Source organism: Chondromyces crocatus, assembly GCF_001189295.1.
GTDB classification, from domain to species: Bacteria; Myxococcota_A; Polyangia; order Polyangiales; family Polyangiaceae; genus Chondromyces; species Chondromyces crocatus.
In genome coordinates this window covers 10,626,805-10,641,368 of record NZ_CP012159.1, presented here as the reverse complement: position 1 = coordinate 10,641,368, position 14,564 = coordinate 10,626,805, and the positions used below count along the sequence as shown (strand labels likewise).

The following is a 14,564-nucleotide window of genomic DNA, read 5'->3' as shown; positions in this document are numbered from 1 at the left end:
GCTGTCGGCCAAGGCGGAATGGGCACTTCGCCACAGGGGCACGTCGAGCGGGGCGGCGGCGGTGAGGGTTTTCACTTACGCTGCGGGATGCGATCGATGTCTGCGGAAGACGACTGCACGTTGCTCGGGGCGACGGCCCCCACGGGCTCGGTGTTCGACAGCCACCCGGTCCATTCGGTCAGCGATTTCGGTGCCGAGCTGCCGGCGGGGTATGCGCTGGGGGATTACCGCATCGAGCACGTCATCGGCCAGGGCGGCTGCGGTGTGGTGTATGCGGCGCGCCGCCTGGACGGGCAGGGGACGGCCGCGATCAAGGTGATGCACGCGTTTCTCTCGTCGTCGCGCAAGGCGGTCGAGCGGTTCGTGCGCGAGGTCAGCGTGGTCCGCCTGATTCACCACCCGGGCATCGTCGACATCTATGACCTGGGTCAGCTCTCCGACGGCCGTCCCTATTATGTGATGGAGCATCTGCCCGGAAAGCCACTCTCGGCGCTCCTGCGCGCGCGAGGGCGTTTGCCGCTGGACGAGACGCTCTCGCTGCTCCAGCCGGTCTGCGCCGCGCTCGCCGCCGCGCACGATGCGGGGATCGTCCACCGGGACGTGAAGGCCAGCAACGTGCTGGTGGGGCCGGATCAGCGGGTGAAGCTGATCGACTTCGGGATCGCCAAGCTCTCCCAGGGGCCGGACGGTGGCTCGGGCTTCACCACCCTCGGTCGCCACGTGGGCACGCTGTCGGCGATGGCGCCGGAGCAGATTCTGGGGGGCCGGGTCGATGCGCGCACCGATGTGTATGCCGTGGGGCTCTTGCTGTTCCAGATGCTCACCGGGCAGCACCCTTTCTGGTCCGACGATCAGGTCGAGCTCGCGTGGCGTCACGTGGAGACGCCGCCGCCGCGGCCGAGCGCTCGGGTGCGGGTATCGTCTGCCGTCGACGCGGTGGTGCTGCGCTGTCTGGAGAAGTCGCCCGAGCGGCGGTTCGAGTCGGTGCGGGCGTTCCTCGCCGCGCTGTGCGAGGCGGCAGGGGGGCGCGCGCCCGTGGAGGCGGGTGTCCACGATGGTCTGGCGGCAGGGATCTGCGTCGAGTTCGCCGTCGAGCTCACGGGGGAGCTTCCCGCCGAAACGCTCGGCGATCTCGGGCGGGCGCTCGACCTGGCCGAGGACATGCTCCAGTCCGCGGGCTACCGGGTGGTGCTCGCCGCGGGGGCGCTGCTGCTCGCCGCGCGGCCGCTGCGCGAGGTGGAGAGCCGAGAGGAGAACGCCGCGGAGGCGGAGGCCCGTCAGCTCCTGCGCACGCTCACGGAGCGGCCCGACCCGGATCCGAGGGTGCGGCCCAGGGTGCAGTCCCATGTCGCGGCGGCCCTCCTCCGCCTCTCCAGCGTGCCCGAACTGCTCGGTGGGCCTCTGTCCGATCTGACCACCTGGCCCGTGTCGCCTGCAGGGGAGGCGTTCCCTTTGTGCCCAGTGCGCTCGCCCTGACGCCTCCGGCATCCGCGGGTGGTGCGTGCTCGTGCGACGTGTGGTCCTACGTGATGAATGCGAATCCCTTGTACACCGGGGCTTCGTTTGTGGGGCGGCGCGCGGGAGAGCGCTGCACGCGCTGTCGGGCGTTGCCTCCAGGAGGTCCGTCCGCACCGCGGATCACGGGCTGGCCACGAGGTTGCAGACGGCTGCGAGGCTGCACGCGCTGGAGTGGAGGGAAGATGGGACAGATGGTGTCGCGGGAAAACACGAGCAACACCCTGGAGCGCTCGGACGTGTTTCTGAGAGAGCGGGTGCAGGAGCCGTCGCACGCCCAGCGTGATGTCCCGACCCGGGAGGAGCCGCTCGAGATCCGCGTGGATGGCGAGCCGGTCGCCTTGACGCTGCGGACGCCAGGAGCCGACGAGGAGCTGGCGCTCGGGTTTCTCTGCTGCGAGGGGGTCATCCGCTCGCTCGACGACGTGATGGGCACCACGCCGGGCCGCGTTGCCGGTCCGGACGGCGAGCGGGACATGATCGACGTCACCTCGGCGCCCAACGTCGATCTCGACATCGAGCGTGCCCTCGACAGCCGGCGCTTCACGGTCCTGCACGCGGTCTGTGGCCGACATCCTCCCAGCCCGCGGGCGATCCCGACCGGTGCGCTCGTCCAGGGGCCCACGCTGTCGACCGCGACGATCGCCGGGTGCGCCGTCCGCTTCGGCCACATCTTCACGGGCGAGCCGCGGTTCCGGGGCCTCGAGGTCGTGGCCGCCTTCAGCGTCGACGGCGAGTTCCTCTCGGCGCACGCCGACATCGGCCGCCCCAATGCCGCCGACAAAGTGATCGGTGAGCTGCTGCGTCAGCGCCGCCTCGGCAGCGGCGCCCGCGCCCTGTCCGACAGCGAGCGCCCCGCGGTGCTGGCGGTGAACGGGTCGCCGAGCTTCGAGCTGGTCCAGAAGACGGCCGCCGCGCGCATCCCGGTGATCGTGAGCGACTCGCCCGGCAGTGCCCTCACCGTGGGTCTCGCCGTCGCCTTGCGCGTCACGCTCGTCACGCTGGGCCGCGACGGCTCGCTTCGCATCTACTCCTGCCCCGAGCGCCTCGGTGAGCCGCTCACCCCGGCACTGAGCGCTTGAGCGACGGTCAACGCGCTGCGAAGGTGGTGCTGAACGCCGCGACCTCGATGCGGCTGCCGTCGGCGAGAGCCATCTCGCGGCGGGCGGCATTGATGGCGTCGAGCGCTGCGACGACCTCGCTGAACGGGGTGCCGTTGGCGGTGTGGAGGACGGCTTGATCGAGCTTGCGGTCGGTGGCGTCGCGGTGCGCGCCAGCGCGCTGCCACTCGCTCCGGATGGCGTCGGCCAGCCCGGGATAGCGGATGGCGGTCATGCCGTCCTTGCCGACCTGGATGGATTGCTTCGGAAGCTTGTTCTCGCTCACCAGGACGGCGCCTTCCTTCCACGCGAGGGTGAAGGTGTCGTCGTCGAGGTGGACGTGGAGCGTGGCAGGGTTCTCCTTGGGGCAGCTCTCGCCGCACCCTTCCAGTGCCGGGACCTGCGCGTTGACCTCCATGCGGGAGTTGGTGACCCACACGGCGGTGAGGAGCAGGAAGGTGATGGTCACCATCAAGAGGTCGATGAAGGGGATCATGTTGATGTCTGTATTCGTCGGCCGCTTCTCGGAGCTGCCGCCCACGTCGACGCCACCCATCGTTGCCTCCTCGCACGCGTGAGGGCCGGACGAAGATCGTCCGGAGCCAGGGGCGTGCTGCGCCCTTCACGCGGTCGCGAGGGGAGGGAGGCCCGGGCTCAGGGGAAGTTCCGGAGAAAATGACGGAGGCGCCGCTTCGTTCCGGGCTGCACTTTTTCACCGGTCGGCAGGACGGGCCGCGCTATAGGAATCTCACGTCCACCACTCCGATCTCCGCACCGTTCGCCGATCTCCAGGTCGGCGCACATCGTCTGGCGCTGCTCCGCGATGGGGAACAGGCGTTTCCGGCGATGCTGCGCGCGATCGCACGCGCGGAGCGCACGGTCTGCCTGGAGACGTACATCCTGCGGAGCGATCGCACGGGGGAACGCTTTGCCGAGGCGCTGGCGGAGCGGGCAGCTGCCGGGGTCGAGGTGAACCTGCTCTACGATGCGTGGGGCTCGTCGGTGTCCGCGGCGTACATCGCGGATCTGCGGGCTGCCGGGGTGCGGACGGTGGCGTTCCGGCCCTTCGCGGTGAACACGCCGTTCGAGAAGTTCGCCCGGCGGAACCACCGCAAGATCCTGGTGGTGGACAGCTACGTGGGCGTCACCGGCGGGATGAACATCGCCGACGATTACGCTTCGCCGGAGGATGGGGGCGCCGGGTGGCGGGACACACAGCTCCTCCTGGAGGGGCCAGCGGCGGCGGAGCTTCAGTACCTGTTCCTGCGGACATGGCGCCGATCCGGAGGGCCGCCGCTCGATGATCGGCGGTACGGCGTCGAGGGGCGCCGGGCGGATCCCCAGGTGCGGATCGTGGGGACGGGGCTGCCGCGACGGAGGCGGTGGGTGCGCGACGAGTACCGGCACGCGATCGATCGGTCGACGCGCCGGCTGTGGATCACCAACGCGTACTTTCTGCCGCCGCTCAGGATGATCCACGCGATCAACGAGGCGGCCCGCCGGGGGGTGGACGTGCGGGTGATGGTCGCGGGGACCACCGACGTGCCCGCGGTGCTGTTCGCGTCGCGGGGGATCTACGGGCGCATGCTGAAGGCGGGGGTGAAGCTCTACGAGTGGCGGGGGCGGGTGCTGCACGCGAAGACGGCGGTCATCGATGGGCGCTGGTCCACGGTGGGGTCGTCGAACCTCGATGCGCAGTCGCTCCGCAAGAACCTCGAGGTGAACGCCATCGTGGAGGACGAGCGCTTCGCGGCGGCGGTGGAGCGCATGTTCCTCGAGGATCTGGGGTCGTGCGAGGAGATCACCGAGAAGCAGTGGCGGAAGCGATCGTTGCTGGAGCGAGCGGCCTCCTGGACGGCCTACCTGGCGCGAGAGTGGCTATGAGGTGCTAAAGTCCGCCCTCATGACGGACTTCCGCCGCTTCCGCGGCACCGAACGCTATCTCACCAACGAATCGCTCGAGGCTGCCGTCAACTGTGCGCTCGTCCTCGAGCGTCCGCTGCTGGTCAAGGGGGAGCCCGGCACGGGCAAGACGTTGCTCGCCGAGTCCATCGCCGAAGGGCTGGGGCTGGAGCTTCTGCCCTGGCACGTGAAGAGCACCACGCGGGCGCAGGACGGGCTCTACGTGTACGACACGGTGCAGCGCCTCTACGACTCGCGCTTCGGCGACGGGGATGTGCGCGACATCAAGCGGTACATCAAGCTCGGGCCGCTGGGGCGCGCGTTCGCCTCGCCGAAGCGGGTGGTGCTGCTCATCGACGAGGTGGACAAGGCCGACCTGGAGTTCCCGAACGATCTGCTCCACGAGCTGGATCGGATGCGGTTCCGGGTGGTGGAGACGGGGGAGGAGGTCGTCGCGCAGCAGCGGCCGGTGGTGGTGATCACCAGCAACAACGAGAAGGAGCTGCCGGACGCCTTCCTGCGGCGGTGCGTGTTCCACTTCATCGACTTCCCGGAGCCGGAGTTCATGCGGCAGATCGTGCGGGTCCATCACCCGGATCTGGAGGCATCGCTTGCGGACCAGGCGATGCGGGCGTTCTACGAGCTGCGGGCGAACACGAAGCTGCGCAAGCGACCGTCGACGAGCGAGCTGATCGACTGGATCTCGGTGCTGCGAAAGGCAGGGATCGCCGAGGTGAAGCTCGACAAGTCGATGCCGTTCCTGGGGGCGCTGCTGAAGAAGGAGCAGGACCTCGTGGCACTCGCCGATCAGCTCGCCGGCGGGCGGCGCTACCGGTCGTAAGCCATGTTCGTCGAGCTGCTCTACGAGCTGCGGGCCCGCAAGGTGCCCGTGGGAGCGCAGGAGGCGGTGGCGCTGGCGCGGGCGCTCGTGGCGGGGGTGCACGAGTCGTCGCTCGACGGCTTCTACCACGTGGCCAGGGCGATGCTGGTGCACTCGGAGGCGCACCTGGACGACTTCGATCTGGCCTTCGCCAAGACCTTCAAGGGGGTGGCGGTGGAGGCCAAGCAGCTCACCGAGGAGCTGCTCTCCTGGCTGAAGAACCCGTACACGATGCGGGAGCTGTCCGAGGAGGAGAAGGCGAACATCGAGCGGCTCGATCTGGAAGAGGTGCTGCGCCGCTTCGAGGAGCGGCTGCGCGAGCAGAAGGAGCGGCACGACGGAGGCAACCGCTGGATCGGGACGGGCGGGACGTCGCCGTTCGGCAACAACGGCTACCACCCGGATGGGATCTCGGTGGGCGGTCAGGGCAAGGGCGGCCGGGGTGGCGCGATGCGCACCGCGGACGCGCGGAAATACCGGCCTTACCGGAGCGATCTGGTGCTCGACGTGCGGCAGATCGAGGTGGCGCTGCGCAAGCTGCGGGCGTTCGTGCGCGAAGGCGGCGAACACGAGCTGGACATCGAGGGCACCATCGACGCGACGGCGCGCAACGCAGGCGAGCTGGAGGTGGTGACCCGGCCGCCGCGGCGCCCGAACACGCGGGTGATCCTGATGATGGACGTGGGCGGGTCGATGGATCCGTACGCGGCGCTGATGTCGCAGGTCTTCAGCGCGGCGAAACGGGCGACGCACTGGAAGGAGCTGCGCACCTACTACTTCCACAACTGCATCTACGGAAAGGTCTACCGGACGGAGGGGATGCTCGACCCCGTCTCGGTGCGCGACCTGCTGCGCGAGTGCGGACCGCACTACAAGCTGGTGCTGGTGGGGGACGCGTCGATGGCGCCTTACGAGCTGCTCGGCAGCTCGGGCTGGGGCGACGAGGGGCGGATGCCGGGGATCGCCTGGCTGGGGATGCTGCGCGAGCACTTCGACCGGGCGGTGTGGCTGAATCCGGATGGAGTGGGGCCGATCGCGCACCCGACGGTGGACGCGATCCGGACGGTGTTCCCGATGTTCGCGATGACGCTGGAGGGGCTCGGCGACGCGGTGGCGGAGCTGATCCGGGGCGGCCGGAAGGCGTGAGTCGGCGCGTGCGGCGGTCGCGGTGTGAGCCGTGGCTGCTGCCGAGCGCATGGCGCGCCGAGGGTCAGTCCACGGCGAGGATGACCTTCCCGAACACCTGGCGGGCTTCCAGCGCCTCGTGGGCGGCGCGGGCTTCCCAGAGGGGGACGACGCGGTCGACGGGGGCGCGGAGGCGGCCCGAGAGGAGGAGTGGGAGGGCCTCGGCGAGGTCGCCCTTGCTGCCCATGGTCGATCCGAGGATCTCGACCTGGCGGAAGAAGATCTGCCGCATGTCGAGCTTCACGTCGAAGCCCGCGGTGGCGCCGCAGGTGACGATGCGTCCCCCCCAGGCGGCGGCGGCGACGGCCTGCTCCAGGAAGGTGCCGCCGAGGTGGTCGAAGATGACGTCGGCGCCCGCCTTGCCCGTGAGGCGCTTGATCTCGGGGACGTAAGCGCTCTTCGACGTGTCGATGACCTCGTCGGCGCCGAGGGCCCGCGCGCGCTCGACCTTCTCGGGTGAGCCGGTGGTGGCGATGACCCGGGCGCCGATGAGCTTGGCGAGCTGGATGAGGATGGTGGAGACGCCGCTGCCGGCGGCATGGACCACCACGGTCTGCCCGGGCCGTAGCTGGGCCTTGTGGAAGGCCATCTGCCAGGCGGTCAGGGTGACGAGCGGCGCCGCGGCGGCCTCGGGGAAGCCGAGGGTGTCGCCGATGGGGAGGAGGTTCTGGTCGGGGACGTTGACGTGGCGGGCGTAGCCCCCCTGGGTGTTCTCGCCGAGGATGCGGTAGCTGCGGCAGAGGTTGTCGCGGCCGGCGGTGCAAGCGCGGCAGACGCCGCAGGAGAGGCCTGGAGAGACCATGACCCGCTGGCCGACGGTCGCGCCCCGCGCCCCGGGGCCGAGGGCATCCACGACCCCGGCGATGTCGGAGCCGAGGCGGTGCGGGAACTGGAGCTTGAAGGCGGGGCCTCCGCGTCGGGTCCACAGGTCGAGGTGGTTGATGGACACCGCGTGGACCCGGACGCGGACCTCACGCGGGCCGGGCTCGGGCAGCTCGATCGTCTGCCTCTCCAGCACCTCGGGGCCGCCGTGACGGTTGATCACGATCGCTTCGGTCTGCATGCGCGCGAGCCTACCGAGGTCGAGGCGCTGCCCCAAGTCGCCCCAGGTGGGGCAGGCCTCCACGGCGTGTGGGCAGGGCGCGGGGCCTGCTGTCCGCGACGGGTACGGATCAGGCCTCGGGTCGGCTGGGGAAGGGGGGGCGGCTCGTTGCGATTGGGGGCGGCCGAGACTAGGCTCACCCTGTGCCTGAAGGCCCGCTGATTCGCCTTGTGGAGCTCGTGCGGCGCGAGCTCGGCGCCAAGAACGCCCGCATCGAGATCGGGGGCGATCCACCCGATGCTCCCGATGTGCTCTGGCGCGAGCTGGGGAGCGGCTGGCGCATCGTCGCGCTCTTCGATGGCCCTCCGTCCGATGTGGAGGAACATCGCGCTCGGCTGGAGACGCTGGTCGAGTCGTTCGCCGGTCTGGCGACCGGAGTCGCGCACGTGGATCAGCCGAGCGGACGTATCCCGGTGGCGCAGGCGCTCGCGGCGTCGCTCGCCGACCTGGCGGCCCGCGCGGGCGGCGGAGACGCGGTGGTCATCGACATGACGTCGCCGGTGCTCTGGGGTAGCTCCGACGCGAGCCGTGATCCGGAAGAGGACGTGGCGGCTGCGCTGAAGGCCGCGGTGGTCGAGGAGCGGGCGCGCGCGGCCGGGCTGGATCTGGCGGCGCTGCTCGTTGCCGGGGAGGGGTCGCTGGGCCCAGCACTGGCGAAGGCGCCGATCAGCGAGGGCATGGCCGCGGAGTTCGGGCGCGAGATCCGGGCGATCCGGCGCCGCGCGGGTCAGACGGTGCGCACGGCGGCGGGCTGGCGTCGCTACGTGCTGGTGGCGCGGTCGATGACGGTGGCGCGTCGGCTGGTGGCCGAGTCGTCCCACCCGGCGCACCTGCGGGAGTCGGTGCACGAGGACGGGTTCGGCCTGCTCACGCGAGCGTTCGCGAACATCTACCTTCTCGTGATCGCGTTCGACGGTCCCTTCTCGGAGCTGCACGCCGAGGCGGCCACGCTCCACGCCCTGCCGCGCATCGAGCGGCTGGTGCTTTCGTTGCCCCCGGCGCCTCCTTCGCCAGGCGGCCCGGACGGCAGAGCGGCGCAGGTGGTCGCCCTCCGACCCCGGGTCAAGCGACGCAAGTAGAGCGCCACGCGGCAGTGCGCTGCGGCAGGCCCGTGGCTGTCGACCGTCCCGCAAAGTTCGCCTCCCCCGTGACACCCTGATCACGGTGAGGCCGCGGGGGTCTCGGCCTGCGCGCGCGGTTCGACGCTGGCAGGATCGATGCTATCAGCGACGGTGAGGCACCATGATCCGACTTCAGCGTTCTCTCAGCCCCCTGGTCTTCGGCTTGATTCTTCCTCTCACGACCGTTGCCTGCGGGGGCGACGACGGTGAGTCGACGAGCGGCGGGACCACCAGCTCCACCAGCACCACCACCTACACCCCGACAGGCAACCCCGCGGACGCCCGCACGTTCGATCACACGCTCACTGGCCTGGAGCAGATCCCCGAGAGCTGCATCAACCAGATCAAGTCGTCGGACTTCGTGTTCCACTACGTGCACCGTTCGCACGGCGGTCAGATCACCTCGGGCGCCGAGAGCCTGGAGGCGAAGAACCCACTTTACGGCTTCGAGGCCGAGGTCCTGGGCATCCCCGACGAGACCGACGTGCTCAAGGTATGGGACGGCATGAGGACCTACGAGGACTCGAACCGGGACGAGGGCTACTGGTCCACCCCGGCGGGCATCGAGGGGGTGCGCGCCATCCTGAGCGAGAACCCGTCGATCAAGTACTCGATGTGGGCATGGTCCTACGAGATCTCGGCGCAGACGGAGCAGACCGTCGACCAGTACCTCACGGTCATGTCGCAGCTCGAAGAGGAATTCCCGGACGTGACGTTCGTCTACATGACCGGCACGGCGGAGGAGGAGTACGAGGGGGTGAACCGGACTCAGCGTAACCAGCAGATCCGCGAGTACGCGCAGACGTACGGCAAGATCCTCTACGACTTCGAGGATCTCGACGCCTGGTACGGCGATGATCACAGCACGAGGACGGTGGGCGGGGTGGAGATCCCGATGGAGCACCCGCGGTACGTCGTCGACGACGGCTCGAACGGCTACGAGTACTCGCACACGACGCAGGAGAGCTGCGAGAACAAGGCGCGGGCCTTCTGGGTCATGGTCGCCGCGCTCGAGGGCTGCGCCGGCTGACGAGGCCGAGGCACGGTCGCCGCGCGCGGTGGGCGCTGCGCGGCGGCGTGGCGGGAGCGCCCACCGGGGCTGCAAGAGGAGCGCGCGACGAGGCTAAAGCGCTCCGTCGCGCAGCCACTCGCCGAAGCGCTCGCCGATCATCAGCGTGGTGAGGTGGGTGTTCACGCTGGGGATGGTGGGCATCAAGCTGGCGTCGGCCACGATCAGGCCGTCGACGCCGCGGACCCGCCCTCGGCCGTCGACGGCCGCTGCGAGATCGCCTTCAGGGCCCATCGGGACGGTTCCGCAAGGGTGGTAGCCGGAGTCGCAGCTCCGGTGGATCCAGGCACCAATGCGGGCGCGATCGGCGAGCGTGCGTGCGCCAGGCCAGAGGGGGCGCGCGAGGCGGCGGATGGGGGCGGTGCCGGCGAGTTCGCGGGCGAGCATCATCGCCTCGACGGCCTTCGCGTGGTCGTCGCGGTTCACGAGCAGCTTCGAGTCGATGTGGGGGCCAGCCTTGGCGTCGGCGCTGAGGAAGCGCAGCGTGCCGTGGCCTCGCGGCTTGCCGACGCAGCACATGATGCTGAAGAGCGGCAGGTTGAGGCGAGGGTGGATCGGGACGTACGAGCCGGGCTGCACCAGCATGTCGAGCGGGTGGGGGCTGTCCATCGAGGTGTAGCGAAGGACCGTCTGGATCAAAGGGTCGGTGGTCCGGCAGAATCGACCGCGGGGGAGCAGGAAGAGCGCGGCACCCGGGTGGTCGAGGAGCTTCGCACCCACCGCCGGTACGTCCGCCACCAGCTCGACGCCGAGGCGCGCCACCTCGTCGCGCGGCCCCACGCCGCTGCGGAGCAGGATGCCTGGTGTCGCGATCGCGCCCGCCGAGAGGACGACCTTCCGGGTGGCGATGCGCTCGATGCGGCCGTCGCGCTCGATCTCCACGGCCTCGACGCGCTGGTTGTGGAAGACCACGCGCCGCACCACGGTGCGGGCCGAGAGGTGCAGGCCAGGGCGCTCGCGCACGGCGGGGGTCAGGTAGCAGCGCGCGGCGCTCATGCGGACGCCGTCGATCTTGTTCATCGCGTGCGGGCCCACGCCGCCGTCGAGGGCCGGGTCGTTGGTGTCGGTGAGGGCGGGGTAGCCGAGGGCGCGGGCGGCCTCCACGAAGGCGGCCTGGAAGGTCACCAGCTCCTCCGGCGGGTGGCGGCGGATGGGGACCGGGCCTCCGCGGCCATGCCAGGGCGTGTCGAAATCGCGATCGTCCTCCAGGCGACGGAAGTACGGGAGGCAGCGTTCCCAGCTCCAGTCGGAGAGACCGAGCGCCGCCCACTCGTCGAGGTCGTAGGGCTTGGGTCGGAGGGCGATGCAGGTGTTGACCGCCGAGCTGCCGCCGACCACCCGGCCGCGGGGGAAGACGAACAGTATCTGGCTCGGCGTGGGCCGGTGGCGGTAGCCCCAGTCGTGCTGGCGCCACGAGTTCCGACCGCCATCGACGAGATCCGGGGGAAGCCGTCCTGGCTCGCCGGTATCGATGTAGTCGGGGCCGGCTTCGAGGAGCAGGACCTCACGGTCCGCGCGCTCGGTCACCCGTGAGGCGATGACGGCGCCCGCTGCACCGGCGCCCACGACGACGAGATCAGCGGGGCTCGTGGGGGACGGGGACGTCGACACGGTGTGTGCCGGTATACCGCTTGGTGGCGATCAGCGCGAGCAGCTCGTCGCGCGTGACGCCGAGCCGAGCTGCCGTCTTGTGGGCGAGGGAGCTGCGGGCGACGCCAGGGACGAAGCCGTAGGTGGGCTGCTCGCGCGCGTCGAGTTCCACCTGCAAGAACTCCATCTGCGCGATGGGTCGCTCGGCGGCCAGGTGCTCGGCGAGCTGGAGGAGGTGGGTGGTGATGAACGTCTGCGCTTCGACTTCCGGCAGGAGGGAGATCACGAGGCGTGCGATCTCCTCGCCTTCGGAAGGGTTGGTCCCGGAGCACAGCTCGTCGAGCAGGACGAGGGCGCCCATGGAGATCTCCTCGAACATGCGCCGGATCCTGAGCAGCTCCATCCCGAGCTGGCCCTCTGGCTGGTCGGCGCGCGCTTCCTCGATGAGGGAGACGAAGAGCCCCGAAACGAGCGGGAGCCGTGCTCGCCGTGCGGGCACGAACATGCCGGCTTGCCCGAGGAGCTGCGTGAGGGCGATGGCCTGGAGCAGCCTCGTCTTGCCGCCCGAGTTCGGGCCCGTGACGATGACCACCGAGCCGAAGGCGACCGTGCGCAGCGTGCACGGCACTGGACTCGAGCGGCCTCGGAGGAGCAGGGGGTTGAAGAGCCCCTCGATGTCCATGCCACCCTCGCCAGAGGGCACGAGCTCCGGCAAGCACACGTCGAGGTTCTTGCTGCGGGCGAGATCCCGGAGGCCGAGGCCAGCCAGGTAGAACTCGATGTCCCCGTGTACCTGGAAAAGGAGTGCCAGCGGCTCTTCCAGGCCGGTGAACACATCGTCGAGCAGTCCCTCGGCGACCTCGTCGCCATTGAGCCGGAAGCCGCGGAAGAACAGCCGGAGGCGGCTGAAGAAGCGCGCGATGGGCGATGTGTAGAAGGGGTTGTCGCGGTTCTCGCGGATCGCGACGATGTGGAAGCTGCGCAGCTCACCATCCGCGCCGACGCGTACCCGCACGTCCAGGGTACCGAGGTGCTGCTCGTGGTCGAGCAGGGCGTCCAGGCGCTCGAAAACAGGGGAGGCGCGCACGGCCTCCCCGAAGGCGCGCAGGCGCGCGAGGCCGGAGCTGGCTCCCTCGAAGGCGTTGGCCAGGGTGGTGAACGCGCCGTGCGCTGCGCGGAGGATCTCCAGCCGGCGACCCCGCGCCGTGGCCAGGCGGCCGGCGCAGAGCATCTGCCGCAGCTTGGTGATGGCGAGGTAGGTCTGCTCCAGCTCGCGTCGCAGGGGCTCGCGTTCGACCAGCTCCTCGAAGATGGCGCGGCGGAAGCCCACGACCTCGAGGTCCTCCGGGGGCGAGGTGATCACCCGCAGCAGGTAGGTCAGGTTGGGGGCGTAGGTGCGTCCGTCGATGCGCACGGGCAGCGCCCGCTGGACGAGCTCTTCGAGGAAGAGGTCACGTCCGAAGCAAGCACGGTCCCAGCGCGAGGCTGGCAGCTTGGTGTCTCCGAGCACCCGCTCGAAGGTGTCTTGCTCGCCCCGGGTGGCGAACGCGAACACCAGGTCCTGGCGCAGCTCGACGAGATCGAGCCGGATCGAGGCCCGCGGGGAGAGGAGATCGGGGATGGGCCGTGTTGCGGCGGGTGGCTGGGTCATGGAGGTACGGGGGATCGCCAGCCCGAGGCGCGGAGCGACGAGCCACGGCGCTCGATGTGCCACGCGCGCTACGCGCCACGAGGGACCGTATCCCGACACCTCGGGGCCGGCAATGTTCCCCCCGGGGGCGTTTCGCCGGGAACTCTCGGCCGACCTGGCCGCTCGTGTAGGATGCGCCGGTGCGTCCCGACCTTCACCTGAGTCGCCTTTTTCGAGGCACTTTCCTCTTTGGACTGGCCTGCGGCATCTCGATCGCGCTGACCTCTCTCCACCTCGACGCGCAGGGCTACTCGAAGCAGGACATCGGGACGCTGGCGATCTTCTTCGCCTCGGGGCTCGTCCTCTTCGCCATCCCCGTCGGGTTCTTCATCCGGAAGTTCACCGGCAAGCGCACGCTCACCACGGTGATGCTCGGCTACGCCCTGTGCGTCGCCGCGTTCCCGTTCATGCCGAGCTACGGCTCCATCGCGGCCCTGCGCTTCTTCGATGGTCTCTTCTCGGTCGGCGTCTGGGTCAGCTCCGAGACCCTGCTCCTCTTCCGCACCGACAAGAAGCACAAGGCCCACCTGACGTCGCTGTATGCGATCTGGCTCTCCAGCGGTTACGTCATCGGGCCGATCCTCGCCAAGGGCATCACCCAGGTCCTCTCCGTCCAGTCGGCGTTCCTCATCGCGGGCGCCTTCGCCCTCGCGTCCACCCTCTACCTCGGGCTGCGCCTGCCCAAGGACGCGCCGCTCCCCGGTGCCGTCCACGGCAGCGACGACATCGAGGAGGGCGAGAAGACGCTGGGCGAGGTGTCGGAGAGCGAGCGGCCCAGCAGCCTCACGCTCCTCTGGCGCATCAAGACCTCCTGCTTCGGCGCCTACGCTTACGGGTACTTCCAGGCCTCGCTGGTGCTGTTCCTGCCGCTGTTCCTGATCGAGTCGAAGGGAATCCCCCGCGAGGACACGATCATCCTGCCCGGCCTCTTCTGCCTGGGCATGCTGACCTTCTCGAACCTCGCTGGCCGCGTCGCCGACCGGGTCGGCCACCTGCGCATCGTGCGGCTGCTCTCCTTCGGCGGGATGCTTTGCACGCTGGGCTTCGTGTTCCTCGACTCGTACTGGCTGATGTGCGGAATCGTCGTCGGCGCCGGCGCGACCTTGGCTTCGATGTCGCCTGTGGCCCTCGCGCTGACCGGGGTGGTCACGCACCCGCGCGACTACAGCCGCGCCAACTCGATCTACAACGTGTTCTACGCGAGCGGCATGCTGATGGGGCCGCCGATCGTGGGGATCATCTTCAAGCGCTATGGCGGGGAGATGATGCTCTACCACCTCGGCGCGCTGTGGGCGGTGTTCGTCCTGTTCACGATGGTCTTCTTCCAGGACGATCCTGCCTCGCGGCGGCAGGGTGCGGCGCCGGTGACCGCCTCCCCCGAGGCCGAGGCGGCGGCAGGATCCTGAGCCT

General features: G+C 69.9%; 12 protein-coding genes. 8 read left to right on the top strand and 4 right to left on the bottom strand.

Annotated elements, in window-relative coordinates; all coding sequences use genetic code 11:
• The first annotated feature begins 87 nt into the window (after positions 1 to 87).
• Both CMC5_RS38605 and CMC5_RS38600 read left to right on the top strand, forming a co-directional pair.
• Positions 88 to 1,476, top strand: coding sequence for a serine/threonine-protein kinase (locus CMC5_RS38605; RefSeq protein ID WP_218920179.1), 1,389 nt, complete (start codon positions 88 to 90; stop codon positions 1,474 to 1,476).
• A 233-nt stretch (positions 1,477 to 1,709) separates the two neighbouring features.
• Positions 1,710 to 2,597, top strand: a complete 888-nt coding sequence (locus CMC5_RS38600; protein ID WP_169796786.1) for a formate dehydrogenase accessory sulfurtransferase FdhD — start codon at positions 1,710 to 1,712, stop codon at positions 2,595 to 2,597.
• 7 nt (positions 2,598 to 2,604) lie between these two features.
• On the opposite strand, the gene CMC5_RS38595 is transcribed toward CMC5_RS38600, so the two are convergent.
• A complete protein-coding gene (locus tag CMC5_RS38595; RefSeq protein ID WP_050435081.1) occupies positions 2,605 to 3,171 on the bottom strand; it encodes a biopolymer transporter ExbD in 567 nt (188 codons plus the stop codon).
• Positions 3,172 to 3,461: 290 nt separating this feature from the next.
• Here CMC5_RS38595 and CMC5_RS38590 point away from each other — a divergent pair, with 290 nt between their 5' ends.
• The 3 genes from CMC5_RS38590 to CMC5_RS38580 are packed head-to-tail and all read left to right on the top strand — an operon-like array spanning position 3,462 to position 6,543.
• Positions 3,462 to 4,499 carry a phospholipase D-like domain-containing protein gene (locus tag CMC5_RS38590; protein WP_050436380.1) on the top strand — a complete coding sequence of 346 codons (1,038 nt, stop codon included), beginning with the start codon at positions 3,462 to 3,464 and terminating at the stop codon, positions 4,497 to 4,499.
• A 19-nt stretch (positions 4,500 to 4,518) separates the two neighbouring features.
• Positions 4,519 to 5,358, top strand: a complete 840-nt coding sequence (locus CMC5_RS38585; RefSeq protein ID WP_050435080.1) for an AAA family ATPase — start codon at positions 4,519 to 4,521, stop codon at positions 5,356 to 5,358.
• 3 nt (positions 5,359 to 5,361) lie between these two features.
• The gene (locus tag CMC5_RS38580) at positions 5,362 to 6,543 is read left to right on the top strand and encodes a vWA domain-containing protein (protein WP_050435079.1); all 1,182 of its coding nucleotides are present in this window, start codon (positions 5,362 to 5,364) and stop codon (positions 6,541 to 6,543) included.
• Between the two features lie 64 nt (positions 6,544 to 6,607).
• Here the strand turns inward: CMC5_RS38580 and CMC5_RS38575 are convergent, their stop codons facing one another.
• Positions 6,608 to 7,645 carry a zinc-binding dehydrogenase gene (locus tag CMC5_RS38575; RefSeq protein ID WP_050436379.1) on the bottom strand — a complete coding sequence of 346 codons (1,038 nt, stop codon included), beginning with the start codon at positions 7,643 to 7,645 and terminating at the stop codon, positions 6,608 to 6,610.
• Between the two features lie 218 nt (positions 7,646 to 7,863).
• Here CMC5_RS38575 and CMC5_RS38570 point away from each other — a divergent pair, with 218 nt between their 5' ends.
• Both CMC5_RS38570 and CMC5_RS38565 read left to right on the top strand, forming a co-directional pair.
• Positions 7,864 to 8,763, top strand: coding sequence for a hypothetical protein (locus CMC5_RS38570; protein WP_156339190.1), 900 nt, complete (start codon positions 7,864 to 7,866; stop codon positions 8,761 to 8,763).
• Positions 8,764 to 8,926: 163 nt separating this feature from the next.
• Entirely contained in the window at positions 8,927 to 9,835 is a 909-nt protein-coding gene (locus tag CMC5_RS38565) for a hypothetical protein (RefSeq protein ID WP_050435077.1), read from the top strand.
• Between the two features lie 93 nt (positions 9,836 to 9,928).
• Here CMC5_RS38565 and CMC5_RS38560 read toward each other — a convergent pair whose 3' ends face one another.
• Both CMC5_RS38560 and CMC5_RS38555 read right to left on the bottom strand, forming a co-directional pair.
• Positions 9,929 to 11,485, bottom strand: a complete 1,557-nt coding sequence (locus CMC5_RS38560; protein WP_063796433.1) for a GMC family oxidoreductase — start codon at positions 11,483 to 11,485, stop codon at positions 9,929 to 9,931.
• A complete protein-coding gene (locus CMC5_RS38555; RefSeq protein WP_063796432.1) occupies positions 11,451 to 13,178 on the bottom strand; it encodes a MutS-related protein in 1,728 nt (575 codons plus the stop codon). Before CMC5_RS38555 ends, CMC5_RS38560 begins: the two co-directional genes overlap by 35 nt.
• A 116-nt stretch (positions 13,179 to 13,294) precedes the next feature.
• On the opposite strand from CMC5_RS38555, the gene CMC5_RS38550 reads away from it, so the two are divergent.
• Positions 13,295 to 14,560 carry an MFS transporter gene (locus tag CMC5_RS38550; RefSeq protein WP_050435075.1) on the top strand — a complete coding sequence of 422 codons (1,266 nt, stop codon included), beginning with the start codon at positions 13,295 to 13,297 and terminating at the stop codon, positions 14,558 to 14,560.
• Positions 14,561 to 14,564: the final 4 nt, after the last annotated feature.

What these genes read in the sequence shown, in the direction of transcription:
- CMC5_RS38585 (WP_050435080.1), top strand. Translation starts at nt 4,519, where the DNA reads ATGACGGACTTCCGCCGCTTCCGCGGCACCGAACGCTATCTCACCAAC.
- CMC5_RS38590 (WP_050436380.1), top strand. Translation starts at nt 3,462, where the DNA reads ATGCTGCGCGCGATCGCACGCGCGGAGCGCACGGTCTGCCTGGAGACG.
- CMC5_RS38595 (WP_050435081.1), bottom strand. Translation starts at nt 3,171, where the DNA reads ATGGGTGGCGTCGACGTGGGCGGCAGCTCCGAGAAGCGGCCGACGAAT.
- CMC5_RS38605 (WP_218920179.1), top strand. Translation starts at nt 88, where the DNA reads ATGCGATCGATGTCTGCGGAAGACGACTGCACGTTGCTCGGGGCGACG.
- CMC5_RS38600 (WP_169796786.1), top strand. Translation starts at nt 1,710, where the DNA reads ATGGTGTCGCGGGAAAACACGAGCAACACCCTGGAGCGCTCGGACGTG.
- CMC5_RS38575 (WP_050436379.1), bottom strand. Translation starts at nt 7,645, where the DNA reads ATGCAGACCGAAGCGATCGTGATCAACCGTCACGGCGGCCCCGAGGTG.
- CMC5_RS38580 (WP_050435079.1), top strand. Translation starts at nt 5,362, where the DNA reads ATGTTCGTCGAGCTGCTCTACGAGCTGCGGGCCCGCAAGGTGCCCGTG.
- CMC5_RS38565 (WP_050435077.1), top strand. Translation starts at nt 8,927, where the DNA reads ATGATCCGACTTCAGCGTTCTCTCAGCCCCCTGGTCTTCGGCTTGATT.